The organism is Candidatus Nitrosocosmicus sp. R, from assembly GCF_054408505.1.
In genome coordinates, this window is record NZ_CP167090.1 from 2,306,218 (window position 1) to 2,330,799 (window position 24,582).

Here is a 24,582-nt window from a genome sequence, read left to right on the forward strand (position 1 = left end):
AATTCTTTATTTTATTCTGATATTAAACTTTTCCAATATCATCATGTCCAGCTAAAGAAAAGTTAATATTGATAATTTCTTACTTTCTTTTATTAGAAAAAATATAGTTTAGGAGGGTATCTATTGCTTTATTGGTTAATTTATGTTTATAATAGTTGGATCCTTTTTTTGGTTCCTCAGTTAGTTTGTCTTTTTGTATGACCTCATATGGTCTATGATCTAGTGCACCCTCAAAATGAACTTTGAATTTCTTGAGTTTTGAAACCACAATTGAATCAAAAACTTCCTTTTGCCAAACTGACCCTATAAAATAAATGGTTGGTGGGTTTGTAAGATTAGTTATTTTAAAGAGAACGTTATTGATAACAGCTTCAACAGTTTTAGAATTATTATCATTTTCAATATATTGCTCAGAAATACCGCCAGCTAGCAAGCGATCGGTAATAACTTGGGTATATTCATTTTTTGATATCAAAATTACTGAGGTGTTAAACTTGTCAGGTTTAGATTTCATTATAATATTGAATGTCTGGATGCATAATGCAATTCTTCCAATGACAAAATCAGGAAGTGATTCATAGACTATATTATTGGCAACTTCATCGCCTAATTCACTATTTGGGAGGCCATCCCGATTAAAATTACAATATAATAGTATCAGATTACCGTAAGTAAAAGCATTATCAGACAATTTGATAATATGGTACATACTTACAAATTTATAGATAACGAAAATCAAAAATATGAGATTAAGTTGATCTTTATTTTACTAATTGGTATTTAGATCGATACCCCCTCGGATTTATCATCATATCATCATAATTATACGAAGATGAATTTCCTATAATAATCGTAGTTATCATGCCCATCATATCAGGATATTCTAACATTTTGTCTAAATTAGTAAGAACAATTGACTGACTGTCCCTAAACGCACCCTTTACTATTGCAACTGGAGTTTCGGGGCTCCTGTGTTTTAGAAAAATATTTCGTGCATCCTTAAGTTGGTGAATTCGTTTTTTACTAGATGGATTATACACAACAGTAACGAAGTCTCCTAAAGCAGCAGCTTCAACTCGCTTAACGATAATTTCCCACGGTACCAGGAGGTCACTCATGCTCACAACTGCAAAATCGGTCATCAATGGGGATCCAATAAGTGCGCTGCATGAATTCAGAGACGAGACTCCAGGTACACATTCAACATCAATTCCTTTGCCTTTTTTCCATCCCTTTTCAGCAAGGATTTCATATATCAAACCTACCATTCCATATATTCCAGGATCTCCTGATGAAACTAGCGATACGATGCCCCCTTTTTCAGCGAAATCTATGGCTTGATTAGCCCGATCTACTTCCTGAGTCATAGGATATCTGTAGACTTCTTTACCGTTAATGAGATCTTCTACTAAGGATACATAGGTTTCATAACCCACGATGATTTGGCTTTCTTCAATTACTTGTTTAGCGCGAAAGGTCATATGATCATGATGGCCTGGTCCTACTCCTACAACATATAATTTTCCTGAACTCATTACAAGATATTAATCGTCTGCATTCATTTATTTACTTTCTTTTCTTCAAATTAATTGAGCATATCTTTGAATCATATGAAGATTAATGAGATAATTTAATTACATCTATTTGGAAGAATGAAATAATTAAATTTGAATACCCTAATCTGTCAAGTATGTTGCCAATACGATAAAATAAATCAAACTGCCTTACCTAAATTAAATTCCTTATATAATGATCTTACTGCTTTTTCACAATCATCATCCCTTACAATGAATGCCAGGTTCAATTCCGAAGACCCCTGAGCTATCATTATCACATTGACATCTTCTTTTGCTACGGAGGAAAAAACTCTACCTGCAATTCCCTTGATTCCACGCATACCGGAACCCACCACAGTAACTATCGAAACATCCTCTAATACATTTAGATGTTTTATTACCTTTCCCAATAATTTCAACTCCAGGGATGTTATGGCCTTGCCCAAATCATCCTTTCTCAATACCATGGAAATACTTGATTCAGACGGACCTTGAGATATCATCATTATGTTTACTTTATTCTTTGCCAATGTATCAAAAATGTTTGCAGCTGTTCCTGGTGATCCCACCATTCCACCACCGCTAACGTCTATCAATGCAGTGTTTCTTATTGCGATTATGGATTTAATGATATTATTAGATATTCTCAAATTTTGAGTTATTGTAGTCCCAGGGTGAGATAAATTAAATGCATTTCTTATTTTCAGTGGGATATTTGAATCCATTACTGGCTCCAAAGCTCTTGGATGAATATATTTTGCTCCGAATAGGACCATCTCAGCTGCCTCGCTATAAGATATCTCATCAAGTACCTGTGCATCTTTTACGATCAAAGGCTCTGCAGTTAATAATCCATCCACGTCACTCCATAAATATACCTCGTCCGCATTAATACAGGAAGCTATTATCGTGGCAGTATAATCAGAACCACTTCGACCCAAGGTGGTAATATATCCATGCTGGTCTGCTGCTATGTACCCAGTAATTACAGGAATTTTTCCTGCTAGAATCAATGGGATCAATTTAGCATTTACTCTGAACTTTGTGGTATTCATCAAAGGTCTTGCTTCACCAAAATTAGAATCCGTGACGATACCAATCTCTTTTCCAGTAAGAAAATCAGAATTCAAGTTGTTATTTCGTAACGAATAGCTTACAATTGGAGCTGCTAATCGTTCTCCAAATGATAACATATGGTCCAAAGACCTTGGTGTAATTTCAGAAATGAAAACCAATCCCTCCAAAATGGCTTGGAATTCTTTCAAAATATCCAAGATTACGTTTTTGGCTTCTGCTTGCAATTTCCGATCGGTTATAGTATTTTCAATTAAATCAATATGAAGAAGGGTCATTTCATCTATGAATGTCTTTATAGCACTCCTTTTTCCCTTTATTATCAGTTCAGAAAGCATGATAATTTTATCTGTTACTCCAGAGATAGCTGATATTACGCAAACAATTTCATTATCTTTTCCTTTCAAGTTTTTAAAAGAATGTACAATATTTACAAGAGTCTTTATTTTTGACGATGAGTCTAAGACCGACCCTCCGAACTTCATTATTATTCTCATATCAACGAATTACATGGTTTATTAACTAATGGGATTAATAGAGTATTCTAAACCCAAAATTTGTATATATTAGTCTCGGATAATAACCAATGAGAACATTTGAAATATAGTTACAGCCGAGACTTTTTCGTCCTAATCTAATCTAATCCTGTACTCGTGGTGCTAAATAAAAATGAATTCTACCGATGTTGGCAATCCTAAATTCAAGACGTATCGGCATCTTTGTAGAATATTCGATAGCAGCTGACACACCAACAGAGCTCACCGATTTTACAATTTTCAAAAGATAGTCAAGACTATAAGTTGCCTTTGATTCTTCCTTTACATTGATCTCTTCCAATCCTTCGCTGTTTGGTTCCATTGTAACAACAGCTTCTCCCGTATCACTTTTACCTACAAACTCAATCCTATCAGGATATGATTCAATTTCAACGTATTCTGATACGACCTCTATATCAGAAAGGATCTTATCAAACGAAGATAAAGAAAGCAGGAGTTTGGAATTAAATGACAGTTTTGGTAACGGTGTAGATACTGTTGTACTCTCTATGAGACGCATTTTGTACTCTCTTTTGTAACTACCCATCGTTTTTATCCTCAAGACATCTTCATCAATGATGGACACTTCCAATTCGTCTTTCTTGTCTGTTCGTTTTATCAATTTTGAAAATTCAGAAATCCGGACCCCAAATTTTAACTCAGAATCGCATTTATAGCTTTCAAACGCAGTATTGGGCCAAAAAATATCAATTAATGCTACATGAGATGGGTCCATTCCCCTGAAGGAAATCCCCTCCGAAGTGGCTTCAAATGTGGCTTCATCTACGAGAGTAGATATAGCTGAATTAACAACCTTCCATTCTTCTGGAGACTTTGTTTTCGCTTCAAACATCAAATTAATCAACTAAAACAACAATCATCTATAAATTCCAATGGGATATCTGTAATCGTTCTTAAGAATAATTTCTCCAAGTGTGACTGCATTTTGTACACCGATAGAATTGAGTTGTGGCTTCATCAGCAGACCTTGTCTGCAACATCCACCAAAAAGCCATATTATTAAGGCACTTTGGGCATTCCATATTGGTTGTAGGCAGTGCCTCGATGGGTTTTTCAGAGTCCATTATCTTTAGAGGATCATCAGAATAATCATAATTAGAAACAGTTTGGATCACACTTGCAGTGTTAGTCGTACCATTTGTATCACTCGCCACTATGTGTCCACATTTTAGGCATGTTAGGACTTTTTCCTCTTGTCTATTCCTTAAACGTGCATCGCATTTTGGACAAAACTTCATTAACTAGTTATCACCGCATTCAATTTCCTATCGTGAGCTTCAACATGCCGGCAAGATCATTTGTAAATTTAATAGCTAACTCTACGGATTCACCCAGTGCCTTGTATGGCTCGTTCTTATTGGTTAGTATCTTTAACATGTATTCTTTGATTAGAGGATGCTTTAATACAACACCCGCGAATCTGTTATCAGCATTCTTTTGTAGTTCATGTTGAATTATATACAAAATAGATATATCTATGTCATGTATTTTAAATTCTAATTCTTTGTCCCTAGCATGTGTAACCTCAGCATGCATATATAAAAGACAACTACATATTGAGGATATAAATGATACCTTCTCAGTATCTAAATTGGACGAAAATGAAAGTCGAATCAGTGCTTTAATCTTGAGAGGAGCACAGGAAAGGCCAATGAATGAGAAATTGTATATATTGACCTTAAGTTTTTCCCTTGAGGGGTTTATCCGACAAGTATTAACGCAGAAGAATTGGGAAAAAGCTTATAATAAACACGATAATTCATTGAGACTCACTATCAGACTAGACATCAAAAATAATGGAAAAATTATTGAATCTATGAAATTAATAAGAAAAGCTATTTTTTTCTGGACCAGAAATCCAAAAATTGATCATAGGATTTGGATTATGATAGTTAAAGATGACACCCCCTTTTATCCATTGGAGGAGGAAGAAGCTAGACAGTTGTTGTTTGATTTTAACAAGGATATAGAAATAAAACCTGATACTCTAAGAAAAGGTAAGAACAACCTTTCAGTATTGGTGGAATTGTCATGGGGTAAGCATGAATTCATAGAGAAGAACAGTTTGAAAGAAGAATCAAACATCCAACAAATAGACAATGACTAGACCTACTAAGCAAAATAATTTAATTTAAATATCACACATAATTGCCATCTACTATGGCTAAATTTGATGGTATCAAAGGACAAGAACTCTTAGATGTTGAAGAGAAAGACAACGAATTGACATTAATTTTCAAAGACAACAGGTTCTTATTTGTAAAAACAGAAAACGGAAAATTGATAATTGATTCGGTACCAGAGTGACCGGCAAGGTATCTTATCTCAGGCCCCATGGCTTGAATTGTAATAAAATCAATTTATTTCAACTAAAATTTTCTCTTCATTCAGATGAATTTTGTATATTTTAAGATCGTCAGAATGTCTCCATTGTTCATTTTGTTCAATCCAAGTTTCATCCTTTTTCCATGACTTCATGTTTTCCAGTTTGCCTGTAAAAATATTATATTCGTATCCGTGCATATAACAAACTACATTATCTCCAAGGAAGCTTCCCTTGGATAATGATGCACCTTTATGTGGGCATCTATTGTTAAAAGCATATACCCGATTGTTTCTTTTTCCAATCAAAATTTCTTCCCTTTCTATCGTGATTTTCTCAAAGGAATTTTCCTTTAATTCGTTCAATTTCAAACCGGTATCAAAAATCACGAATACAATTGAAAAAATCCTATTTATAAATTGATCAAAGTTTTGTATGTCGATAAAATAAAAAAATTAGAGTATTGGTTTTGTCATGGTTATTGATTCTGTCATTTGTTTATACAGTATCAGAAAGCGTCTTCCTTTTTCAGTCATCTTATAAATTTGAGCCCCATCATCATAAATGATCAAGTCGTTTTTCATAAGGTTAGATAAGTATTCTTTCATTTGGAGAAACGAAAGATATACTTTGTACATGATTTTAGCCTGTATCGCACCATTGTCACCTACTGTTTCAAGGATCATTGCTATAATTTCTAGGCGGCTTCTATTTTTCATTTTATCCAAATTATTAAGAAATTTAAAAAATAAAAACGGAGCAATACTAAGACCAATAGATATCTTTTAGTGATTTTTTAGCTTTGATGGTATTGATAATATAATATAGATGATACTAATCATTCAAACAAGCAGTTTAATATTAAAAAGATGGCAATTAGGAATTTAACTAGGAGAATGAACGTAAACCTACTGGAAAAAAATTAACGATTCCTATATTTAACCTAATCTTTCTTCCTTATTAACAAACAGAGAAAACAATTTGTTAAGCCTGGGAGGAAAGGTGTGTTGGTTAGTAAGTACGGAATAAACAAAGGCTCTGCATAAAAGACATATGCAACGCATATTTGTATTGTAGCATGGATATAGATTGCTACAATATTTCAAACCGACGTAGAGTCTGATACGCTGAAGACCCTCATTACTAACTCAATGCCACAGAGCAAAGATAAATAAAATATTTCAGTAACAAAACATGTATTGTTTAAGCGGATCGCAGATTTAAGAACAGAAGATAACATAGGAAAGACCATTTTATTAAGAGGCTGGATCCATAGACTACGAAAGCAGAAAGAAAAAACCTTCATAATATTAAGAGATGATAGAGGAGATATTATTCAAGCTATATGTCCTTCTAAATTATGCGAGGATTTGATGATTGAATCTTCCATAGAAATACAAGGAAAATTGGAAAAAGATCCAAGAGCAATTGAAGGTGGATACGAGGTAAAAGTGGACAAAATATTGATTTTCAATATAGCCAATGCAGACTATCCTATAGGAGAGTATCAGAGTGACGAAATCCTACTTGATTTTAGACATTTGTCACTAAGGACAAGAAAAATGATAAATGTTGGAAAACTACGAAATTCATTATTAAAATACTCCAGAGAATGGTTTGCTAAAGACGATTGGATGGAAGTAACTCCACCAATACTTGTTCAGAGCTCTGTAGAGGGAGGGTCCACACTATTTGAGGTGAAATATTTCGATGAAAAAGCATACTTGTCTCAAAGTTCTCAACTATACCTCGAGTCAATGATTTACTGCTTAGGCCCTGTATGGACCATTAGCCCCTCCTTTAGAGCAGAAAAGTCAAGGACCATAAGACACCTGGCAGAATTCACCCATTTAGAAGCAGAAGCACCGTGGATAAATATGACCAATCTTATCACCATTCAAGAGAAACTAATATTCAGTATTATAACTCAGATCAGGGAACATAATAAGAAGGAACTAGAATTTTTAAATACTGCTGCAATAAAAAAATTAAATGAAATTTCAATCCCATTTGAAAAAATAACTTATGACAGAGCAATAGATAATTTGAGATCCCTAGAATGCAGAATCCGAGATCATGATGGGAAAGATAGGCTGATTGAATGGGGAGACGATCTAAATCTTGAATCAGAAAGAGAACTAACAAAGGATAGATCTAATCCGATATTTGTAACAAATTATCCTTTAAGCATAAAACCCTTTTACGTTAAACAAGATCCGTTAAATGAGAAGACAGGATTGGCGGTAGACCTTTTGGCTCCCCAAGGATATGGCGAGATTTCAGGAGGGGGGATTAGAGAAGACAACCTTGAAAAATTAACAAACAGGATAAGAGAGACAAACCTAAATCCAAATGATTATTCATGGTATTTGGATCTTAGAAAATACGGGTCAGTACCGCATGGTGGATTCGGTCTAGGCTTGGAGAGACTACTGAGATGGATATTAGATTTTGACGATATCAAAAACGTGACATTATTTCCGAGAACGATGGCAAGGATCTTACCCTAAAGTCGAATTTACGATCATAAATTCTCTCCTTTTTTTGCTCATTGTATAGTAAATATTGGATTCATAGTCAGATAATTTTTTGATGGCGGCAACCCTTTCGATTTTGGAAATGTCATCCCCCCCGCGCGCGATCGAAGATTGTAAGAATTGGATAGAGTCATCATGACTTTTTCTATCAACAAAATAGTGGAAACCACCCTTTCCTCTTGAACAAAAAAATTCTTAGCTGGAACTTTCCATGAAAATTTCGTCCCAAAATTAACCCTGCTATTAACGCTAGTGCTCTGCTCTACGTGTAGCTGGACCACCGCCTTTGATAGAGATGAATTCCTAGTAATTTGATTGTGGTACAACATATAATTTACCATGCTCGCCCAGTCAACATTTTTTGGCATGATAGGGTGAACAGGATATTCATTACTTTTAGGATTAATCAAAACAAGGCAATTTGTAGTTGGATATAGGACCATTCGCACCACTTATCGATCGTATTATCCTTTTTGGGCCAATAGTTGATTAACAGATGAAAGGATCGATAGAATTTCGATCGTCATTTAGTATCAGCAACTGTTTTTTGACTTTCCATTGGATCTATAGCGGTCACTGCCAGTATAATATTACTATTAATAACATACCAATAATTCCTGAATGCGGTTAGGTCACAAAACTACCTTTCTGATGTTCTGAAAACCATTGATAACGTCTAGTAATGATGCCATAATTTACCAACATAGCAATTTAAGCTAATTGATATAATCATCTGGGCAACAAATATGATATCAAATAATGGGATAAAATAATATTATATTGTGATATTAATAAAACAAAGATGCATCTTACGCGAGATGAGGAGAAAGGATTGTCCGGAGAATACGGCGAGGCTACTTCGGCTGCTTACAGGATATTAGTAGCAATAGGAGAAGCAACAGATGCAGAAAAGCTTGTACCCATCACATGGGCACATGTTTCAGGAGTTAACTACAATACTATCGGAGATAGTGGATTAGAATTTTTAAGAGAGATTAGCAAAGATGGGAAAGTAAGGGTAAATACATCACTTAACCCGATGGGCTTTGATAGAGAAATCCTACCAGAATTATCGCCTGAATTTATCGAAAAACAGTTTGAAATAGCAAGGGCGTATGAAAAGATTGGAGTCATACCAACCTTTTCATGTATTCCATACGAAATTTTACCTATACCACAAGAAGGTGCCCAAGTGAGCTTTGCTGAAAGCAGTGCGGCGGTATTGGCTAATTCACACCTGAATATTATTACAAATAAAGAAAGCGCTTTAAGTGCATTAGCCAGCGCATTAACCGGAAAATCCCCTTATTCGGATTTGAGGATTGATAAAAACAGATCACCAATGGTTGAAATAGTTAACGAGATGGATTTAGAAAATGAACTTGATTATGGACTATTGGGATATTTTACAGGAAAGACAATTCAAAAGAGTTGTACCGGCATTTGCAATATCTCCGAAAATACCGATATATGGAGTTTGAAGTCACTCGCCGCGGGAATAGGAACCTCTGGTTCCTGCGGAATGTTTCAATCCAAAAAACCATCTAAATTCATCGAAAAAGTAAATTATGGAAAAAGAGAAATGAATGAGACTAGAGACGAATTGAATACCTCAGAGGATGGTCAATTAATCACTTTTGGGAGTCCTCAGCTTGGCATTGAAGAGATGAGTAAAATTCAAACATTAGTTGCTGGAAAGAAATTCACTAAACCCTGTAAGATTTTTTGTCCAAAATCAGTATTTTGCAAGGCCAAACAATATGGAATTATCGACTCATTACAGAAATCAAGAGTAGAATTTATTTCTGATGCGTGTACCTGCTTAACACCTCTCATAAATAAGAAAAATTACGATAGTATAATTACTAACAGCGTCAAGGCATCATATTATATGAAAACATCAAATAAGGTTTCAGTAGCTTTAAAGAGCCTTAAATCAATAATCAAAGAATATACGGTATAAGCTAGCTTGGAATCACTTTTAAAGCAATAGAGTTGAGGTTTGATCTGGAAATAATGTGTAAAAAGATAGTTCGAGGTAGAGCTAAAGGCAAATTATTGTTGTCAAAAAAACCCATAAATTTTCTTGGAATGGTTAATACCCAATCAGGAGAAATAACAAGTACTAGTAACGGTTTTGAAAGACAAAATTTAAAGGGAAAAATCCTCGTTTTTCCTAATTCAATTGGTAGTAGCGTAGGAGCATATACAATTTATTCTCTAAAGAGCAACAATGTAGCACCTAATGGCATAATTTGTACTAACAATGTAGATATAACTACTGCTTCAGGTTGTGCGATTTCAAATATACCATTAGCTTTTATCGACAACCAGAGCTATAATGATTTAGTCAATTGTATAAAAATTTTAGGTAAAAACAAGGAAATGGAAATCACACTAGATACAGAAGAAGGGAAGATTATTATCGATTAGAGAAATCTATATAATCTATACTTTTCATCTAATGTGTCTCGGCATTGGCTTTCGATGGGCGAACGGACCATTTTAGAATGGAATGAAGATAAAAGTCCATATGCCGAGACGAGAGGTAAATACTTTATAGTCTGGAAAATTAATTCGACATAGTATATCTATAATGATGAATACGGGTTTGGTTTGATCTGGCAGGTCAATGCATATAATTCAAACTGCGTAGTGTCTCTTTCATAATTACTATTTAGTCAAGAATATTCACGTTATCATAATGCAGATTGATTGATAATCCAAAACACTTTAGTATAAATCTTTACAAGTTATAATATTGGTCAAATTTTGTCCTGAATGTGGAGGTAGCTTGAATTTTGATACAATTACAAAGAACTTTATTTGTAGGGGTTGTGGCCTTTATGCTCCTAGAGAGAAATTCGAAGAATTGCATGAGAAAATAAATACGGTAGATCGGAAGAATAAAAGCGACGACTATCTAGACTGGTGGCAATCTTCTAAAAAAGATAAGAAGAACGATCACTAGTTCATTAGTTTTTTTTTATTCATATCCAACATTAATACCGTTTTGCAGACGGAACAAATTTCGTCGGTTGAAATCCCACCACAATTTAGGCAAGCATTTTTGGTTTGTTTATTATTATCAGAATTTTTTATTATTTTAGATAGTTTATTCATGGAGTTGAAACAATTGTATTTTATGCCCGGGTGGATTTTTTCTAAATCATTGAAAAATACTCGAAAGTCGCTACGGATGCTTTCGTTCATATAAGGACATTCATCTGCCTGAAATTCAATACCCATGTGGAAGGCGTAAAATACTATTTCATTTTCATATAACTCTACGAGTGGCTTAATTTTCTTTAATCCATTTTGATATGTTATGGGTTGAGGATACATCCAGCCGATTCTCCCAACATCACCCGAAAACAAATTTATCATAAATGTTTGAAGGTGATCATCTAAATTATGCGCAGTTGCAAGAATGTCTGATTGCATTGAAAGTGCTGCAACATCTAATGCCCTTCTCCTAAATGTTCCACAGATGGAACAGGAGCTAACCTTTTTTGATGGCCTTTTTACAATCGCTTCATCCATACTTGAACCAAACAATTCTTTATAACTGAAAATCTTAAAAGGCACTTCTAATTTATTGCAAAAATCTTTCACTATGGTGAGAGATTCATCACGGTAGCCCTCAATCCCCTCGTCGATTGTGATTGCGACTATATCATTATTATTATTTTTTAAAATTTTTTTTAAGATGTAAAGAAGAACAAGGCTGTCTTTTCCGCCGGATACTCCTACAGCGACCCGTTGACCATAATTAATCATGGAATACCTTGAAATGGTGTGTAAAGTTTTCTTTTCAATTGAATGTATGAAACAAGATTTACAAAGAACTTCACCAGAGTACAGCCGGTTAAACACCACTGGTCTTTTGTTACATTTATTGCATGTAGGCAGCAAAGCGCTAAGTACAGCATACTAACAAACAAGTTAAAAGTGTTAAAGTCAAAACAATAATCATTCGTTTTCAAATATGCGTAAATTTAGTTTTTTGTGTTTACATTAACTTGGTAATGATGTTTGTCTATAATCCCTTTATGATCCTCCAAAAAAATCATTAATGGTTAACATAGCATCTCAAGTTTTGTGGTGAAAATCTTAGAGTGAATGTTTAATGGTCACACTTTATCAATTAATCCTTGCCACGATCTTGGATCAGCGGATTATTAGTCCCTACTAAGGTGCAAAGACTTGATCTCACTCGAATGTGTTATTATGAAAATAACATGAATCCCGGTGTGACGAGTACCAAAATTATAGCGCATAGTTTTGATAATCTACAGATAAAAAATGCTAATAATTTTGGCTCAATCCGTTGAACAAATACAATATGTAAAAAACATCATACTGAAAGCCTAAGAACGTGTAATAAATTTCTTTAATATTGCAAAAATCATCTAAAAAAAGAAGGACTAAACCAGTAGGTTGTAAAAAAAGGTTTATTTATTTTGATAAAAAGACCTAATAAACGCGTTCCAGGCATTAAAGGCGTTTGTGATATATTCGGTATATGCATCTAATGTTTTATTATATAGCTTTACATTTTCACGAGTAGTATCGATTGCATCAAAATTAAATTGATTATTGGCGGTGATTGCTTTTACAAAGTTATCTACATTTTCATTGGTCTTGTTGAAGAGCTGTTGATATGTTTCATTAGGCTGTGATTGAGACACGTTTACATATTCCCTTATCAATTCTTTTTGATGGGTAATTGTCTTATTGATAGCATCCTTTGAAGATTGAATCACTTCAAGTTGAAAATCAGAAACAGACTGTAGAAATCTAGGTTGAATTTTAACATATTCATCGAATGATTTTATCATATTATCTTTCATAGTATCAAGTGTTTTTTCTGCCGATTGTTCTGTGAGGTTGATATAAGAATTTACTTTTTTGTCCATGTTGGTAGAGACATTTGTATTTGTTGTATTAACTTCTTTACTCATAAGTTATAGATCAACAAGGTGACTTATAAACTTTACCAAAATTACCCATTTAATTCCAATGAAAACCGCTAAATGGTCAAAACAAAAAATTAGGCTTTGGTTCCGCAGCTTCCACAGAATTTTTGTCCGTCACCCATTTGTGTACCACAGTTTGTGCAGAATTTGCCACTGGCAGTAGTACTACCATCAGCTGTTACAGCCAACTTCTTCTTCTTACCACTAACTCCGCTTGCAGCAAAGAATGCAGCACTAACCCCGCCAATAATTACAGTGATTAGAATTATCATCAATACTGTGCTATCCAAATTAGTTCCAAACATTGCAGTACCAGAACCGTATGCACCTTGTTGTTGAGCATTACTAATTTTCTCTTTAGCCAAGGTAAGTTGTTCTTCCAAAGTTGCAGAACCAGGTTGACCGCTATATTGAGCATATGCAATATTTAATACTGGTAATAATAGTATTGAACCCATTACCAATGAAAAAGCTGCTACCATTGAGTATGCCTTGTTCATATTAAAAATTACTCAGATAGGAATTATATAACTTTTATGTTAAAGAATAATGATAACATTTAAGATATGTAAATTTTCATATTAAGACAGAGAAAAATGGCACGAACTCATGCCCACACACATGGAAAATCACATTCTATTAGACCAACTTCTAAAAATGCACCCTCTTGGGCCATCGATAGTCAAGAGATTATAAAGAAAATTGTAGAGTTTGGAAAGGATGGTATGTCCGCTAGTGAGATAGGTTTAAGATTAAGAGATGAATTTGCAGTCCCCTTAGTTAAACCAATTATTGGAAAAACCATTACTCAAATTATGCAGGAAAATGATATCCAGAGATCAATGCCTGAAGATCTAGAAAGGCTCCTTCGCAAGGCCTTGGGATTACAAAAACACTTGAATGTCCACAACAGTGATAAGAGAAATGTCAGGTCGCTGGAGTTGATAGAATCGAAAATACATAGGCTATCCAGATATTATAAAAAAACAGGTAAAGTAACTAAATCTTGGAAATACGCAGCAGTAATCGCTAAACTAGAGTAGAGAATGCGATTTACTGATCGTGATCATATATTAAATACAGCAAGTCAAAAATTATTAAATCAAATAGAACACCAAAAAGATATTTTTATTCTTTCTAATTCAACCGTAGATGGCTTAGTGGGTAGCGCCATCTTACTAAGTTCTATTCATAACTCAAAAGGAAATACGACAGTTAGATGCATTAATTCATCAAAAGTTGAAGACTTTAAAATAGAATTGATGAAGGTAGCTGAAGAGAAGCACGATTTTTATGTTTTTGTAGATTTTGATTCAAACTTCTTTGATCTTATAACCAGCCTCATCCAAGAAAGCTATTATTTGTTTGTTAATTCAGATTCACGCAATTTAGATCAAATCATAGAAAAAGATAAAGCCGTAACCTTTGTTAATCCGTGGATATGGCAAAGGGATAGTGACAAAGAAAATAAACATACATCGTCCAGTTTGACATATTTAATAGCCAAAAACTTTGATAGAAAGATAATTCATAGTTCTTTCTTACCTATCGTTGCTGCATTTTCAAAGAACATTGATTTTAACAATATTGATCAGACGGAACTCAAAGAAATTTTGCAATCTGCACTGGACCTCACCTTAATCGAGAGAAAAAAGGGACTAAACTTTGGAGTAAGTGAAACTACACCAATTGTAGACGCCATAGAAAATAATACAACCCATTTCATCAAAGGAGTTACATGGGATAAAGAAAATTCAATTAAAATAATAGAGAAATCAGGGATCAAAATTACTGATAATCAAAGAATTAGAACATGGAATGAACTTGAGGATGAAGACTTCAATAAAATATTCAATGCCATTGAAAAGTACATAGAGGAAAATTGCTACCATAAAAACAAAAGCGATGACAATATCAAAGAGATGAAAAAAAGAAATCGAGATTTATTGTTTGGGTATAACTACATCTTGACGAATGAAGAAACAGGTAGCATCTTAAAAAATATTGGGTCATTTTCTAAATCTCTAGACTTGTGTGTCAGAAATCAAACGTTTGGACTCGGGTTATCAATATGCCTCGGTGAAAGAGACGACGCAATGATGCAAGTAAAGAACCAAATTATAGATCATGATAATCTCATAAAAAGTGTAAGCAACAAGATTTTTGATGAAAAATGGAGATTCTATGATGACAAGGAAACCATTTACGTTAACGGGGAGGGAATACTAGATGAAAAAAACATTGATCTTTTCACTTCAATTCTCGAAAAATCTGTTTCATTTGCAGACAGATTGATTTGTATTAGAATCCTGTCAACAGAGAGTGATGACGAATACAAGTATACCCTGATAAAACCAAAGCTAGCAAAGGTAGACTTTGTTAAAATGAAGAAAATGATTTATGAGCTTGCCGAAATCCATGACGGTTTGAATAGTTATAATACTAGACCCAGTCCAACAAGTGTTATAATAGATATTGCTGACAAGATAGAGATCAGAGTTCCCATAATTAATTTAGAAGTCTTTTTATCGAATATCAAAAAAATAGTTTTGGATGCAAAAAGATCCTGATATTTGTATTGATACAAAAATAGTGATAGAATGTAAAGAAGAAAAAGATGTACAAACCATTTTTAAAACTCTAAATCCCGATAATAAAGAATTTCCCGAGGGGCTAAAAATGGAAGTACAGACAAACAGAACACAGTTTTTGTTGAAAGTCGGATTCAGAGATAATATTGGAAGGAAAAATAATATTAATACGCTTATAAACACAATTGAAGAGATCATGGAACATATTGCTATTATCAAAGAAGTGACCAAAATTGATTGATCCAAAGATCATAAAAGAAAATCAGACAGCAGTAAAAGAAATGCTAGCTAATAGAAATATGGATTTTCCCCTGGACAAACTATTCAATGCAGACAAACAAAGACGGGATTTGATAGTTGAATTACAACGCGTAAAACATCAGAAAAACACACTGTCTAAGGAGATATCAGAAAAAAAGAAGAGAAAAGAGGATGCGTCTATGAAGATCGATGAAATGGGTGAGATCGGTACGGAAATTAGAAAATTGGAGGAGGAAAGCAAAATAAATGAAGAATTATTCTCTAAATACATCCGTAGCTTACCAAATTTCTTTCACGAAACTGTTCCATTAGGCAAAGACGAAAAAGACAATAAAATAACAAGGGAGTATAATGGAAGGCTAAAGGTATTAAAAAAACCTACCGAAGGAATTGAAAAATCAGCGAGTGAAATCATGGCCCATAATGAACTTTCAGGGATTTTACAAATGAAAAATCATATAGACCTTGCAAATGAACTTGGCCTAATTGATATGGAACGGGCTGGAAAAATTTCAGGATCTCGTTTTTATTTTTTAAAAAACGAAATGGTCAAACTAAGTATGGCACTATCTAACTTTGCAATAGATTATTTGATTAAAGAAGGATATACAGTAGTGCAACCTCCTTTCATGATTAGAAGGGATGCAATGGAAGGAGCGGTCATATTAAGCGATTTTGAGGAAACCATTTACAAAATAGAAAATGAAGACTTGTATATGATAGGCACCTCAGAACACCCCTTAGCATCAATGCACATGAATGAAATAGTGGACGGGAAAAATCTCCCCCTCCGATATGGTGGGATTAGTACTTGCTTTAGGAAGGAGGCTGGTGCACACGGTAAAGATATGAAAGGACTTTTTAGGGTACATCAATTTGAAAAAGTAGAGCAATTCGTCTTTTGCAAACCCGAAGACTCTTGGAAGGAACACGAAAAACTCTTGCAAATTACTGAAAAATTTTATGAAATTCTAGAGATTCCATTTAGGACAATAATTTTGTGTTCTGGAGATCTTGGAAAGGTGTCTGCGAAGACTTATGATATTGAAGCGTGGTTTCCTGCTCAAAATTCTTATAGAGAGATATGTTCATGTTCAAATTGCACCGATTATCAAGCAAGAAGTTTAAGGATAAGGTATAGAAACAATCCTAACGATGAAACATCCTTAGTTCATACATTGAATAGTACCCTTGTAGCGATTCAGAGAACCCTGGTCGCTATACTAGAAAATTATCAGACTAGTAAGGGAACAATTATGGTTCCGGAAGCTTTGAAAAAGTACATGGATGATATGGCGGAAATAGGCAAATAAGGTAAAAAATTGCATATCCATGTTCTATAAAAATTCATCCATGCTTGTCAAGATGTTCATTAACTTGGTTTTCATATAAACGGAGAAAAATTAATCGCTAATGAGATATTGTTTTGCAAAATATAGCAACCAAAATGTATATATCTTAGTTGTCAGGCTCATATTATAATGAGCTTGTTAAACGTACTGTCTCAAACAAGTAGTATGTTCCAAAACTTTGGCTTACAAATCGGGCCTCAATATGATCCATTGTTCTATGATGTAATGATATACATATTTGGAACCATGTTATTTGGAGTATTCTTGCTGAGTGTAATTGCATTTTGGTTGAGAAGGAAAGGTCTTGGGGGGTCATCTGCTAAAGAGAAATGGACTCAAGAATTAGAGAAATACTTCCAAAAAGAACAGATAGGGCTAATGCCTGACGAGAAACACCACTGGTAATAAATAAAAAGGATCAGTACTTTTTATTTATATAATAAATTTTTAATTATTGTTTGTTTCTCTTGTATCAAATTATAGTGAGCCAGTGGGGTCTATCGCTTGGTGAAATTGAGACTATCAATAATCTTTTCAAAGACTATTATATTTCAGAAAATTCTATTAATCAAGATGTAGGCTATGCAAGCACTTTAGAAATTGAATTTGTAAAAAACAAAGATACAGACTTTTTCGATTGCATAACAATCGAAAAATGGACAGATCTGGTAGGAGTTATCAAGAATATTAAGAAAAGAAGGGGAAGAAAAGGGCTTAAATTAAAAATAACCATAACAGATTATTTTGAATCTGAAGATACCATTGATGTTAATGTGCACGTCAAAAATAGTGATAAAGCAGACACCAAAAGGGAAGTTGAGCTATTATTTTTTAAGAGAACAATTTTTTTGTTAGTACATAAGATTGACTCGGAATTTATTAAAGGGCTTGAAAGAATCGAGGTAGCAATTGAAAACTTAACAGAATTATTCAAGAAAGTATCTCAATCCTCATTTTCAGAGGATCAATATGAAAAGAATAAACATGAATACGGTAAAGCCGAGTATTACGATAGTCTGCTCAATGACTATGACGGGACTACAGGTAATAAAGAAAGTGAGATCCAAATGCAGATCTTTTTATTTGATGACAAAAAGAGGGTTTGGAAAAGTCTTTAGATCAGTATTAATATGAATAATGAAAACGCAGTAGAGCGATTGCTCAACCCATAGAATTAAAAAAGACAATCTTTAGGAAGATAAAGTATGGGGAGAAAGGATGACACAAGTGGTGTCGAAAAAACTAAGAACATCTTTCTAGAATTCAAGAACAAAGAAATCAACGTGGGAGAAGAGTTGGAGTGTATAATAACAATTGATTATACTGGTAGATTCGACAGCATAAGTATAAATTCCCAAATCGAAGATTCGTCAGATGTTTTTACGTATACAGAGATTAATGGTAAAAAAATTAACCATCCATACGCAAGACTTTCTATAATGAAAAAGGAGCTTCAAAACCCTAGTAGTATAAGATTGAAAGCTATTACAAAACATGTTCCCAAAAATACTGAATCAGTTGTCAAGCTTAGAGCCACACTAATTCAAGAACATAAAGAAATAGCATCAGATATTAAATTCATAAAAATAAAAAAATGAAATAAATTTATCCGAAGCTGGGTTCAACTGATACCTGACCAGTCATCCAAGGATGCGGTTCACAATGGTACATGTAATCACCCCGTTGGGTAAAAGTGAAGTCATATGTACCTTGAGGTGGAATTAGACCTATTGTATCTAGAGAATTGAATGGGCCATTGATAGGGTCTACATAGTTATTATCGCTCGTTACCGTATGTGCAGTAACATCATCATTTGTCCAAACCACCTTATTTGAGACACCTAATGATGCTCTTATTTCTTTGGGAACAAAGAAAGTTGGATTTGCAGGTAGCGAAGAACCTTCAGCAATTGCAATATCAGTAGTTCCAGATGGATTCAAGATTTCCTCGGATACTTCAGGTTTTGCATTTATTGCTGGAGTATAAACGAATTGATAATATGCTAAACTAATAGTGACTATCACTACAAAGGAAATAATACTAATCCCGCCAATTTGGGACTGTTTTTTTACTTTTTCCAATTAGATTTTATTCCTTGATACAATAATAAATATTTTTTTTTATGAAACTATAAAAATAGAAAGGTACTTGGTAAATAAAAGAAATCAAGAGATAAAATTGCAGGAGTAAAAAAAATTAGGTACGATTCTTGTCTGGATTAGTAGCTTTTGATCCTTCCATATCCGAAATTGAAGTAGCAGGGGTTGATTCATTGGAATTAATCTGTTGGCGTAATTTTCCATCATTTTGATCATTTTTGATGGAATGTAATAAACCAGTAGTGGTTCGCAAATTCGGATTATAGTCATTATCTGGTGTAGACCCAGTACTAGCATCAATACCTGTTGCGGAATTGCTTGAGGACGGCGGTAAAGAACTTCCTTTTGATGAGGATATTTCAGGAACCGGGACAGGTTTTTTGTCTTCTAGCGACTTATCCGATGGGGCATTAAAGATGCGATCCGAAGAATCAGATAGTTCACCAGCCTTAGCAGTTTTATCCGGTAATGACTTTGTGGAACCCGCACCAAAAGACGGGAAAACGAATTTGCGCTTATTGGTAGTTATAACTTCTACATTAGACTTGGTAAGTCCCCGCGAATATCTATAAAGATGGAACATTCCCGCAAATACCAGCATCAATATTCCTATCAAGAAGAGAGAGTAGTTCTTCATACCATTTAATACAGCGTAATATGCAGCTATGTTCAAGTATACTTGAAATGCTATTAACACTATAAAGAGAATATACAGCCATTTAGCTGGAAGCTGTATTGGATTCTTCTCGGCGGGTTTTTGTTTCTTTGCGTTAGCCTCTGCATTTTTCGCCAGCTTTATCATCAAGTACGTAAAGCCAAATGACAATGGAACTAGCAATGCCATAACGGTGTATAGGAAAATCGGGTCAATTACCAATCGTTCCAACAAAGACTTGGTCCTATCGGGATCGATATAAAATCCCCAATATGTAGTAATAATGATCTGAGCTATACTGGTTATACCTATCGCGGTTATAATCGGCCTGTCCTTCCAAGAGAATTTTTTGTACCTATCTATGAATGGAATTATTAACAATGTGAATATGAATAGTCCAGGCCAGAGTACACCAGTAGTAAACTTGTCGAATGCACTTCTTAAGAAAGAATACAGCCCTGTAAGATACCATTCTGGAACGGTGATTCCCGGCGGCACATTTGGATCAAATTTAAGTCCCATATCAATTGGAAATACACCTCCGGTCAACATTATCGCTCCCGCAACAGCCATCACCATGGGAACATCAAATACCAAAAATCGTGGAAAATGTACTACCATTAATCCCAGCAGTACAATGGGCAAGAAGAAAACATGGAATGCATAGAATCTGAGTACAAAGTCGTGAAACCCAGACCCGAAGAACGCGTTCATCATGTCGGGCCCCAAAATGGGAATGGAATTAGTCAGCGATGCCGCTATAGAAATAGCTAGTTCAGCTCTTTCACTAAAAATGATATCATAGCCAGTAAAAGCCTCGAGAATAGTTAATACGCCTAACAAGATTCCTGTTACCCACAGCATTTCATTTCGGATTTTATATCTACCACTGAAAAACTGGTAATACATGTGCAGTATTGCAAGCATAACCATCGCATTGGAGGCATGATAATGTATATTTCTCATATGAAATCCGTATGGTATCGTATCGTTAATCTTACTTACACTATCCCATGCTCTATCGAGTATGGGTTCATACCATAACATTAAGAAGGCACCTGTGATACCTAATATGATAAAGACTACAAAAGTTAACATACCAAGGAATCCAAGCGGGCTGACAAACTTGGTGGGTAGGGTAAATTTTAGCCCCATGAATATGGTTCTATCGAAACCGGTGTAAATCCACTTGAATAGCCTTACCAGGCTGTTGTCTTGATTATGTAAGGAAGCGCCCATATCCAACTACCCCATTTCCAGATGGAGTCCAATTAGGGGGTTTGATCCAAACATTGCCTTCATCATCAACCTCTAGATCTAACATTGGTAAGACATTAGAAGGTGGGGCTTGAAGTGCGGCCGGCCCTGCAAAAGCTTCCCCGGTCAAAGGATCGTACATTGACCCATGGCATGGACATTCCCCACGCTTTCTGCCGTCTTCAGGCCAATATTTCCACAAGCACCACAAATGCAAGCAAACCATACTAAACATTCTGAAGGCAGATGCATCATTTTTTTCTCCTCCAAGTTCTGGCGGTAGCCTAATAAATTGCCAGGTTCTGAATGCTTCTTCATTTAGTACTGGATCCTCCGATAACGGATACACAACAGCTTCAGCATGATTTATTTTGAATGTATTAACATTTGCTTGACTTCCGTCAGGCAGAACCACCTTTGATCGCTCTTCCGAACTTTCTTTTGGATTAGGCAAAAATTTTCCCCAATCTACGAAAGGAGTAAAGGTCATAACTGTACCTGCGGCTGCAAGCAATTTTAAAAAATCTCTACGTGAAATCTTGCCTCCGTCAACTTTTGGAGGTTGTCGTTGAGACATTATATTCAAAAATGTGGAAAGATATCTTATAAATCTTTATTTAGATTTTATATATTCAACACCATGGTTTTTCACCAATAAATTTTTAATTGATTTTACTTTTCCAAAAAGAAAAAAATGCTTAGCAGTAGCAAGCTTTAAAATTGTTAGATCAAAACAATTATACAAAAAAGACTAGTGTTTGTAGACAATACTTAATATATTTTAGTTCACATCAAGTCTTATTCTAATAATTCCATTTCTAGCAGAAACATTTGATACACGGAGAATGGTATTCGCTGGATGTGGAACAGGTATATCATATCTCTTGTTAGTATCAATAATAAGTAAGGATAAGCTGTTTATTGATTCATCAAAATTTGCTTGAACTTGAGAATCACTCAAAGTATTCCGATCTTCTACTATTACGTCGATGAATTTCTCTCCGATTATGATTTCGGGAATAAAGGATTTTTCCAATTTATCTTCATCCATGGATTTTGAACGGTCATTTCTATTTGGGGAGTCGTTTGAAAAAGAGGGCGAGGAAATAGAGGACCTTCGTCGATAATTTTGTGAAGGGTATTGTTTTTGTTTAGAAAGCATATTCGAAAAGAACTTCCATCCAAAAGCTGTTGCCAAGCCGATAATAAATCCGCCTATGTGAGCTAGATATGCAACTCCGCCTGATTGTCCGATTAACGCAAATACTAATTGCATTATGAACCAAAATGGAATGTACGCTATTGCAGGAATTCTGACGGTAGTTATAAAAAATGCAAATATGATGGTATGAATCTTGGCATGAGGAAAGAAAACTAGATAAGCGCCTAAAACACCCGATATTGCTCCGGATGCACCAATTGCGGGTATACTTCCTTCACCTGTGGCTACAGCGTAAATACTGTGTGCAAAACCAGCCATAACCCCCCAAAAAAGATACAGCATCAAATACTTGAAATGACCAAAACGATCCTCTAAATTATCGCCAAAAACGTGAAGAAAGAACATGTTACCTAAAAGATGTGCTATGCCTCCATGCATGAACATTGAACTAAAAAGTGATCCCAGGTTTTGACCCGAAAGAATCAAATCTGGAATAGAACCATAGTTGTAAAATAATGCAATAACTGCGGATCTATTTGAAAAGTTAGAAGTTACAATGACTTCATAAATAAAAATGACAATATTCATGCCAATCAGACCATAGTTTACATATGGCCGTCCATTTAATCGAGGAGTATCATCATGAATTGGGAACATAATTAAAGCAGGTTGTCAATCATAAAATAGAAAAATATTTGTGTTTCTCACGTACCAAAAGGGTTGAAATTAGGCATATCGCTATTCGTTTCACTATGAGCTTTTCTAATATGTCGTCTTAGCCGATCATCTTCTTCGAATATCATATCACAATATTTGCATTTCTTTTTATTACCATCGTCCTCATTTTTTTTATTTTTATCCTTTGTATTTTTTTTATCTGTATTTTTTTTAGAAAATAATTTCACAATTATTTACAAAATGAGGATATAAATTAAAGTTGCTATTAACATCTTTTACCAAAATTCTACCAAACTAGAATAAAAGAATGAGTGGAATTTGATTATTCCATTACTATCATAGTCAAAGTAGACTTTACCCCATTCAGCTTTCTTAGCTTCCATGTTATAGTTTCTTTCACTTTATCCATGCTTTCGCCCTCTACTAAAGCTACTATATCATAGACACCATATACCTGATAAACATGTTTTACTAAATCTATTTTTTTTAATTCATTAACAATTGATTCCTCACTACCCAATTCTGCATTCATAAGCACAAAAGCTTCTGGCATATACCAGATAACTACCTATAACAAATATAAAAATGTGATTTAGATTCGAATTTATTAGTTCAATTGAATTTCAGAATACTAGATTTCTGGACTTAATTTTGATTCATCAAATAATTTAGCCCTGGCCCATTCATAATCAAAAAAGTCTTCACACCATTCATGAAATGAGGTATCTTGGCTATAAAACATAATATTAAGATCAGGTTCCCCCTTTAGAGTCGGAAAGGATATGCAGGATTCTTTTTCATTAAATATCGTCACTATGTTTGTTTTATCCATCATTCGACGTTCTACAATTCCCTTAGACACAAGATTTTTCCATCCAAGTTTTTTTAATAGTTCATTTCTTCCCTTGGGAATCACAACATCAGCCGGGAAGATATAACAGAATTTGACATTATTATTCACTCTTTCAGCTATGGTTTCTATCAAATCGATTGGAACTTGAGAGATGACCTCCTTGATATAGTCTTGAGAGTTGTGGTAAACAGCCTTCCATCGTTGAAGAACAGCCATTACACCCACGACCACCTCACAATTGTTCAAAGAACCAATTCTCTGAATGAATTTTAAAGGTAGGTTACTAAGTGTATGTTCTTGGAAATAGTCTTTGTGTTTAAATGGGAAGTTGAAGTTTGGAATAAGAGAAACAATAATCTCACCATACGGAGTCAATAATAATTCGCCTTCTCCTGTTTTTTTCACAAGTTTTGAATCAATTAATCGGTTAATATTACGATGTGATTCCTGCATAGTGGCATTTAAATCCGTTGCCAGCTGAGATAAGCGATAGGGTTTTATGGATAATTTCATGAGCATGTATATCCGCAGGTCCCCTGCAAGTTCAAAGAAAACTGATTGAAAGTCATCGTCGGCCTGGCTGAGCATACGTTAAATTGAGAGAACTGGAATTTAAACTTGATAATTTAAATGAAGTAAACCTACGG

The 24,582-nt window shown here is 34.5% G+C and carries 32 protein-coding genes; 13 read left to right on the forward strand and 19 right to left on the reverse strand.

Annotated features, from left to right (window positions below; genetic code table 11):
- Nucleotides 1–79 precede the first annotated feature (79 nt).
- The 6 genes from AAGU22_RS11795 to AAGU22_RS11820 all read right to left on the reverse strand — a co-directional run bounded on the left by AAGU22_RS11795 (nucleotide 80) and on the right by AAGU22_RS11820 (nucleotide 4,723).
- Nucleotides 80–691 carry a hypothetical protein gene (locus tag AAGU22_RS11795; RefSeq protein ID WP_458719304.1) on the reverse strand — a complete coding sequence of 204 codons (612 nt, stop codon included), beginning with the start codon at nucleotides 689–691 and terminating at the stop codon, nucleotides 80–82.
- Nucleotides 692–761: 70 nt separating this feature from the next.
- Entirely contained in the window at nucleotides 762–1,535 is a 774-nt protein-coding gene (gene cobJ, locus AAGU22_RS11800; RefSeq protein WP_458719305.1) for a precorrin-3B C(17)-methyltransferase, read from the reverse strand.
- A gap of 179 nt (nucleotides 1,536–1,714) precedes the next feature.
- Entirely contained in the window at nucleotides 1,715–3,115 is a 1,401-nt protein-coding gene (locus AAGU22_RS11805) for an aspartate kinase (RefSeq protein WP_458719306.1), read from the reverse strand.
- Between the two features lie 154 nt (nucleotides 3,116–3,269).
- Nucleotides 3,270–4,019, reverse strand: coding sequence for a proliferating cell nuclear antigen (pcna) (pcn, locus tag AAGU22_RS11810; protein ID WP_458719307.1), 750 nt, complete (start codon nucleotides 4,017–4,019; stop codon nucleotides 3,270–3,272).
- 61 nt (nucleotides 4,020–4,080) lie between these two features.
- The gene (locus AAGU22_RS11815) at nucleotides 4,081–4,425 is read right to left on the reverse strand and encodes a transcription factor S (RefSeq protein ID WP_458719308.1); all 345 of its coding nucleotides are present in this window, start codon (nucleotides 4,423–4,425) and stop codon (nucleotides 4,081–4,083) included.
- 19 nt (nucleotides 4,426–4,444) lie between these two features.
- Nucleotides 4,445–4,723 carry an RpoL/Rpb11 RNA polymerase subunit family protein gene (locus AAGU22_RS11820; protein WP_458719309.1) on the reverse strand — a complete coding sequence of 93 codons (279 nt, stop codon included), beginning with the start codon at nucleotides 4,721–4,723 and terminating at the stop codon, nucleotides 4,445–4,447.
- Nucleotides 4,724–4,838: 115 nt separating this feature from the next.
- On the opposite strand from AAGU22_RS11820, the gene AAGU22_RS11825 reads away from it, so the two are divergent.
- Nucleotides 4,839–5,294: a hypothetical protein gene (locus AAGU22_RS11825; RefSeq protein WP_458719310.1), complete on the forward strand. Its 456-nt coding sequence runs from the start codon at nucleotides 4,839–4,841 to the stop codon at nucleotides 5,292–5,294.
- 53 nt (nucleotides 5,295–5,347) lie between these two features.
- Nucleotides 5,348–5,494, forward strand: a complete 147-nt coding sequence (locus tag AAGU22_RS11830) for a hypothetical protein (RefSeq protein WP_196816740.1) — start codon at nucleotides 5,348–5,350, stop codon at nucleotides 5,492–5,494.
- Nucleotides 5,495–5,542: 48 nt separating this feature from the next.
- On the opposite strand, the gene AAGU22_RS11835 is transcribed toward AAGU22_RS11830, so the two are convergent.
- A complete protein-coding gene (locus AAGU22_RS11835) occupies nucleotides 5,543–5,899 on the reverse strand; it encodes a Rieske (2Fe-2S) protein (RefSeq protein WP_458719311.1) in 357 nt (118 codons plus the stop codon).
- 66 nt (nucleotides 5,900–5,965) lie between these two features.
- On the reverse strand, nucleotides 5,966–6,229 hold the full coding sequence (locus tag AAGU22_RS11840) for a winged helix-turn-helix domain-containing protein (RefSeq protein ID WP_196816742.1): 264 nt from the start codon (nucleotides 6,227–6,229) through the stop codon (nucleotides 5,966–5,968).
- A gap of 480 nt (nucleotides 6,230–6,709) precedes the next feature.
- Here AAGU22_RS11840 and asnS point away from each other — a divergent pair, with 480 nt between their 5' ends.
- Nucleotides 6,710–8,020, forward strand: coding sequence for an asparagine--tRNA ligase (gene asnS / locus AAGU22_RS11845; protein WP_458719312.1), 1,311 nt, complete (start codon nucleotides 6,710–6,712; stop codon nucleotides 8,018–8,020).
- Between the two features lie 38 nt (nucleotides 8,021–8,058).
- On the opposite strand, the gene AAGU22_RS11850 is transcribed toward asnS, so the two are convergent.
- Nucleotides 8,059–8,490: a hypothetical protein gene (locus tag AAGU22_RS11850; RefSeq protein ID WP_458719313.1), complete on the reverse strand. Its 432-nt coding sequence runs from the start codon at nucleotides 8,488–8,490 to the stop codon at nucleotides 8,059–8,061.
- Nucleotides 8,491–8,849: 359 nt separating this feature from the next.
- On the opposite strand from AAGU22_RS11850, the gene AAGU22_RS11855 reads away from it, so the two are divergent.
- The 3 genes from AAGU22_RS11855 (at nucleotide 8,850) to AAGU22_RS11865 (ending at nucleotide 11,018) form a co-directional block, all read left to right on the forward strand.
- Nucleotides 8,850–10,010: an aconitase X gene (locus AAGU22_RS11855; RefSeq protein WP_458719314.1), complete on the forward strand. Its 1,161-nt coding sequence runs from the start codon at nucleotides 8,850–8,852 to the stop codon at nucleotides 10,008–10,010.
- A gap of 53 nt (nucleotides 10,011–10,063) precedes the next feature.
- Nucleotides 10,064–10,480: an aconitase X swivel domain-containing protein gene (locus AAGU22_RS11860; RefSeq protein WP_458719315.1), complete on the forward strand. Its 417-nt coding sequence runs from the start codon at nucleotides 10,064–10,066 to the stop codon at nucleotides 10,478–10,480.
- Nucleotides 10,481–10,808: 328 nt separating this feature from the next.
- Nucleotides 10,809–11,018 carry a hypothetical protein gene (locus tag AAGU22_RS11865; RefSeq protein WP_458719316.1) on the forward strand — a complete coding sequence of 70 codons (210 nt, stop codon included), beginning with the start codon at nucleotides 10,809–10,811 and terminating at the stop codon, nucleotides 11,016–11,018.
- Here AAGU22_RS11865 and AAGU22_RS11870 read toward each other — a convergent pair.
- The 3 genes from AAGU22_RS11870 to AAGU22_RS11880 all read right to left on the reverse strand — a co-directional run bounded on the left by AAGU22_RS11870 (nucleotide 11,015) and on the right by AAGU22_RS11880 (nucleotide 13,526).
- Nucleotides 11,015–11,827: a TIGR00269 family protein gene (locus tag AAGU22_RS11870; RefSeq protein ID WP_458719317.1), complete on the reverse strand. Its 813-nt coding sequence runs from the start codon at nucleotides 11,825–11,827 to the stop codon at nucleotides 11,015–11,017. The two genes, AAGU22_RS11865 and AAGU22_RS11870, sit on opposite strands and share 4 nt — an antisense overlap.
- A 674-nt stretch (nucleotides 11,828–12,501) precedes the next feature.
- Nucleotides 12,502–13,011, reverse strand: coding sequence for a hypothetical protein (locus AAGU22_RS11875; protein WP_458719318.1), 510 nt, complete (start codon nucleotides 13,009–13,011; stop codon nucleotides 12,502–12,504).
- Between the two features lie 89 nt (nucleotides 13,012–13,100).
- A complete protein-coding gene (locus AAGU22_RS11880) occupies nucleotides 13,101–13,526 on the reverse strand; it encodes a zinc ribbon domain-containing protein (RefSeq protein WP_458719319.1) in 426 nt (141 codons plus the stop codon).
- Nucleotides 13,527–13,622: 96 nt separating this feature from the next.
- Between AAGU22_RS11880 and AAGU22_RS11885 the strand changes: the two genes are divergently transcribed.
- The 7 genes from AAGU22_RS11885 (at nucleotide 13,623) to AAGU22_RS11915 (ending at nucleotide 18,828) form a co-directional block, all read left to right on the forward strand.
- Nucleotides 13,623–14,069: a 30S ribosomal protein S15 gene (locus AAGU22_RS11885; protein WP_458719320.1), complete on the forward strand. Its 447-nt coding sequence runs from the start codon at nucleotides 13,623–13,625 to the stop codon at nucleotides 14,067–14,069.
- A 3-nt stretch (nucleotides 14,070–14,072) separates the two neighbouring features.
- Nucleotides 14,073–15,596, forward strand: a complete 1,524-nt coding sequence (locus AAGU22_RS11890; protein ID WP_458719321.1) for a hypothetical protein — start codon at nucleotides 14,073–14,075, stop codon at nucleotides 15,594–15,596.
- Nucleotides 15,580–15,858 (forward strand): KEOPS complex subunit Pcc1, encoded by a 279-nt coding sequence (locus AAGU22_RS11895; RefSeq protein ID WP_458719322.1) that lies wholly within the window; start codon nucleotides 15,580–15,582, stop codon nucleotides 15,856–15,858. The genes AAGU22_RS11890 and AAGU22_RS11895 overlap by 17 nt, the downstream gene beginning before the upstream one ends.
- Nucleotides 15,851–17,191, forward strand: a complete 1,341-nt coding sequence (gene serS, locus AAGU22_RS11900; protein ID WP_458719323.1) for a serine--tRNA ligase — start codon at nucleotides 15,851–15,853, stop codon at nucleotides 17,189–17,191. The genes AAGU22_RS11895 and serS overlap by 8 nt, the downstream gene beginning before the upstream one ends.
- 168 nt (nucleotides 17,192–17,359) lie before the next feature.
- The gene (locus tag AAGU22_RS11905; protein WP_458719324.1) at nucleotides 17,360–17,635 is read left to right on the forward strand and encodes a hypothetical protein; all 276 of its coding nucleotides are present in this window, start codon (nucleotides 17,360–17,362) and stop codon (nucleotides 17,633–17,635) included.
- Nucleotides 17,636–17,697: 62 nt separating this feature from the next.
- Nucleotides 17,698–18,348, forward strand: coding sequence for a hypothetical protein (locus AAGU22_RS11910; protein WP_458719325.1), 651 nt, complete (start codon nucleotides 17,698–17,700; stop codon nucleotides 18,346–18,348).
- Between the two features lie 87 nt (nucleotides 18,349–18,435).
- On the forward strand, nucleotides 18,436–18,828 hold the full coding sequence (locus AAGU22_RS11915; protein ID WP_458719326.1) for a hypothetical protein: 393 nt from the start codon (nucleotides 18,436–18,438) through the stop codon (nucleotides 18,826–18,828).
- A gap of 7 nt (nucleotides 18,829–18,835) precedes the next feature.
- Here the strand turns inward: AAGU22_RS11915 and AAGU22_RS11920 are convergent, their stop codons facing one another.
- The 7 genes from AAGU22_RS11920 to AAGU22_RS11950 all read right to left on the reverse strand — a co-directional run bounded on the left by AAGU22_RS11920 (nucleotide 18,836) and on the right by AAGU22_RS11950 (nucleotide 24,523).
- A complete protein-coding gene (locus AAGU22_RS11920) occupies nucleotides 18,836–19,312 on the reverse strand; it encodes a cupredoxin domain-containing protein (RefSeq protein ID WP_458719327.1) in 477 nt (158 codons plus the stop codon).
- A 115-nt stretch (nucleotides 19,313–19,427) separates the two neighbouring features.
- Entirely contained in the window at nucleotides 19,428–21,224 is a 1,797-nt protein-coding gene (locus AAGU22_RS11925) for a cytochrome b (protein WP_458719328.1), read from the reverse strand.
- Nucleotides 21,205–21,819: a twin-arginine translocation signal domain-containing protein gene (locus tag AAGU22_RS11930; protein WP_458719329.1), complete on the reverse strand. Its 615-nt coding sequence runs from the start codon at nucleotides 21,817–21,819 to the stop codon at nucleotides 21,205–21,207. Before AAGU22_RS11930 ends, AAGU22_RS11925 begins: the two co-directional genes overlap by 20 nt.
- Nucleotides 21,820–22,023: 204 nt before the next feature.
- Entirely contained in the window at nucleotides 22,024–22,992 is a 969-nt protein-coding gene (locus AAGU22_RS11935) for a rhomboid family intramembrane serine protease (RefSeq protein WP_458719330.1), read from the reverse strand.
- Nucleotides 22,993–23,108: 116 nt separating this feature from the next.
- Complete coding sequence (locus tag AAGU22_RS11940; protein WP_458719331.1) at nucleotides 23,109–23,309, reverse strand: hypothetical protein; 201 nt, start codon at nucleotides 23,307–23,309, stop codon at nucleotides 23,109–23,111.
- Nucleotides 23,310–23,404: 95 nt separating this feature from the next.
- Nucleotides 23,405–23,635 carry an Lrp/AsnC family transcriptional regulator gene (locus AAGU22_RS11945; protein WP_144728919.1) on the reverse strand — a complete coding sequence of 77 codons (231 nt, stop codon included), beginning with the start codon at nucleotides 23,633–23,635 and terminating at the stop codon, nucleotides 23,405–23,407.
- Nucleotides 23,636–23,713: 78 nt separating this feature from the next.
- Nucleotides 23,714–24,523 (reverse strand): helix-turn-helix transcriptional regulator, encoded by an 810-nt coding sequence (locus AAGU22_RS11950; RefSeq protein ID WP_458719332.1) that lies wholly within the window; start codon nucleotides 24,521–24,523, stop codon nucleotides 23,714–23,716.
- Between the last annotated feature and the right edge of the window lie 59 nt (nucleotides 24,524–24,582).

Bases quoted from the DNA above. Each gene is read 5' to 3' on its own strand.
- cobJ (WP_458719305.1), bottom strand. From the start codon at position 1,535: ATGAGTTCAGGAAAATTATATGTTGTAGGAGTAGGACCAGGCCATCAT.
- AAGU22_RS11805 (WP_458719306.1), bottom strand. From the start codon at position 3,115: ATGAAGTTCGGAGGGTCGGTCTTAGACTCATCGTCAAAAATAAAGACT.
- pcn (WP_458719307.1), bottom strand. From the start codon at position 4,019: ATGTTTGAAGCGAAAACAAAGTCTCCAGAAGAATGGAAGGTTGTTAAT.
- AAGU22_RS11815 (WP_458719308.1), bottom strand. From the start codon at position 4,425: ATGAAGTTTTGTCCAAAATGCGATGCACGTTTAAGGAATAGACAAGAG.
- AAGU22_RS11820 (WP_458719309.1), bottom strand. From the start codon at position 4,723: ATGCATGCTGAGGTTACACATGCTAGGGACAAAGAATTAGAATTTAAA.
- AAGU22_RS11825 (WP_458719310.1), top strand. From the start codon at position 4,839: ATGAATGAGAAATTGTATATATTGACCTTAAGTTTTTCCCTTGAGGGG.
- AAGU22_RS11830 (WP_196816740.1), top strand. From the start codon at position 5,348: ATGGCTAAATTTGATGGTATCAAAGGACAAGAACTCTTAGATGTTGAA.
- AAGU22_RS11840 (WP_196816742.1), bottom strand. From the start codon at position 6,229: ATGAAAAATAGAAGCCGCCTAGAAATTATAGCAATGATCCTTGAAACA.
- AAGU22_RS11850 (WP_458719313.1), bottom strand. From the start codon at position 8,490: ATGGTCCTATATCCAACTACAAATTGCCTTGTTTTGATTAATCCTAAA.
- AAGU22_RS11855 (WP_458719314.1), top strand. From the start codon at position 8,850: ATGCATCTTACGCGAGATGAGGAGAAAGGATTGTCCGGAGAATACGGC.
- AAGU22_RS11860 (WP_458719315.1), top strand. From the start codon at position 10,064: ATGTGTAAAAAGATAGTTCGAGGTAGAGCTAAAGGCAAATTATTGTTG.
- AAGU22_RS11870 (WP_458719317.1), bottom strand. From the start codon at position 11,827: ATGATTAATTATGGTCAACGGGTCGCTGTAGGAGTATCCGGCGGAAAA.
- AAGU22_RS11875 (WP_458719318.1), bottom strand. From the start codon at position 13,011: ATGAGTAAAGAAGTTAATACAACAAATACAAATGTCTCTACCAACATG.
- AAGU22_RS11880 (WP_458719319.1), bottom strand. From the start codon at position 13,526: ATGAACAAGGCATACTCAATGGTAGCAGCTTTTTCATTGGTAATGGGT.
- AAGU22_RS11885 (WP_458719320.1), top strand. From the start codon at position 13,623: ATGGCACGAACTCATGCCCACACACATGGAAAATCACATTCTATTAGA.
- AAGU22_RS11890 (WP_458719321.1), top strand. From the start codon at position 14,073: ATGCGATTTACTGATCGTGATCATATATTAAATACAGCAAGTCAAAAA.
- AAGU22_RS11895 (WP_458719322.1), top strand. From the start codon at position 15,580: ATGCAAAAAGATCCTGATATTTGTATTGATACAAAAATAGTGATAGAA.
- AAGU22_RS11905 (WP_458719324.1), top strand. From the start codon at position 17,360: ATGAGCTTGTTAAACGTACTGTCTCAAACAAGTAGTATGTTCCAAAAC.
- AAGU22_RS11915 (WP_458719326.1), top strand. From the start codon at position 18,436: ATGGGGAGAAAGGATGACACAAGTGGTGTCGAAAAAACTAAGAACATC.
- AAGU22_RS11925 (WP_458719328.1), bottom strand. From the start codon at position 21,224: ATGGGCGCTTCCTTACATAATCAAGACAACAGCCTGGTAAGGCTATTC.
- AAGU22_RS11930 (WP_458719329.1), bottom strand. From the start codon at position 21,819: ATGTCTCAACGACAACCTCCAAAAGTTGACGGAGGCAAGATTTCACGT.
- AAGU22_RS11935 (WP_458719330.1), bottom strand. From the start codon at position 22,992: ATGAATATTGTCATTTTTATTTATGAAGTCATTGTAACTTCTAACTTT.
- AAGU22_RS11945 (WP_144728919.1), bottom strand. From the start codon at position 23,635: ATGCCAGAAGCTTTTGTGCTTATGAATGCAGAATTGGGTAGTGAGGAA.
- AAGU22_RS11950 (WP_458719332.1), bottom strand. From the start codon at position 24,523: ATGCTCAGCCAGGCCGACGATGACTTTCAATCAGTTTTCTTTGAACTT.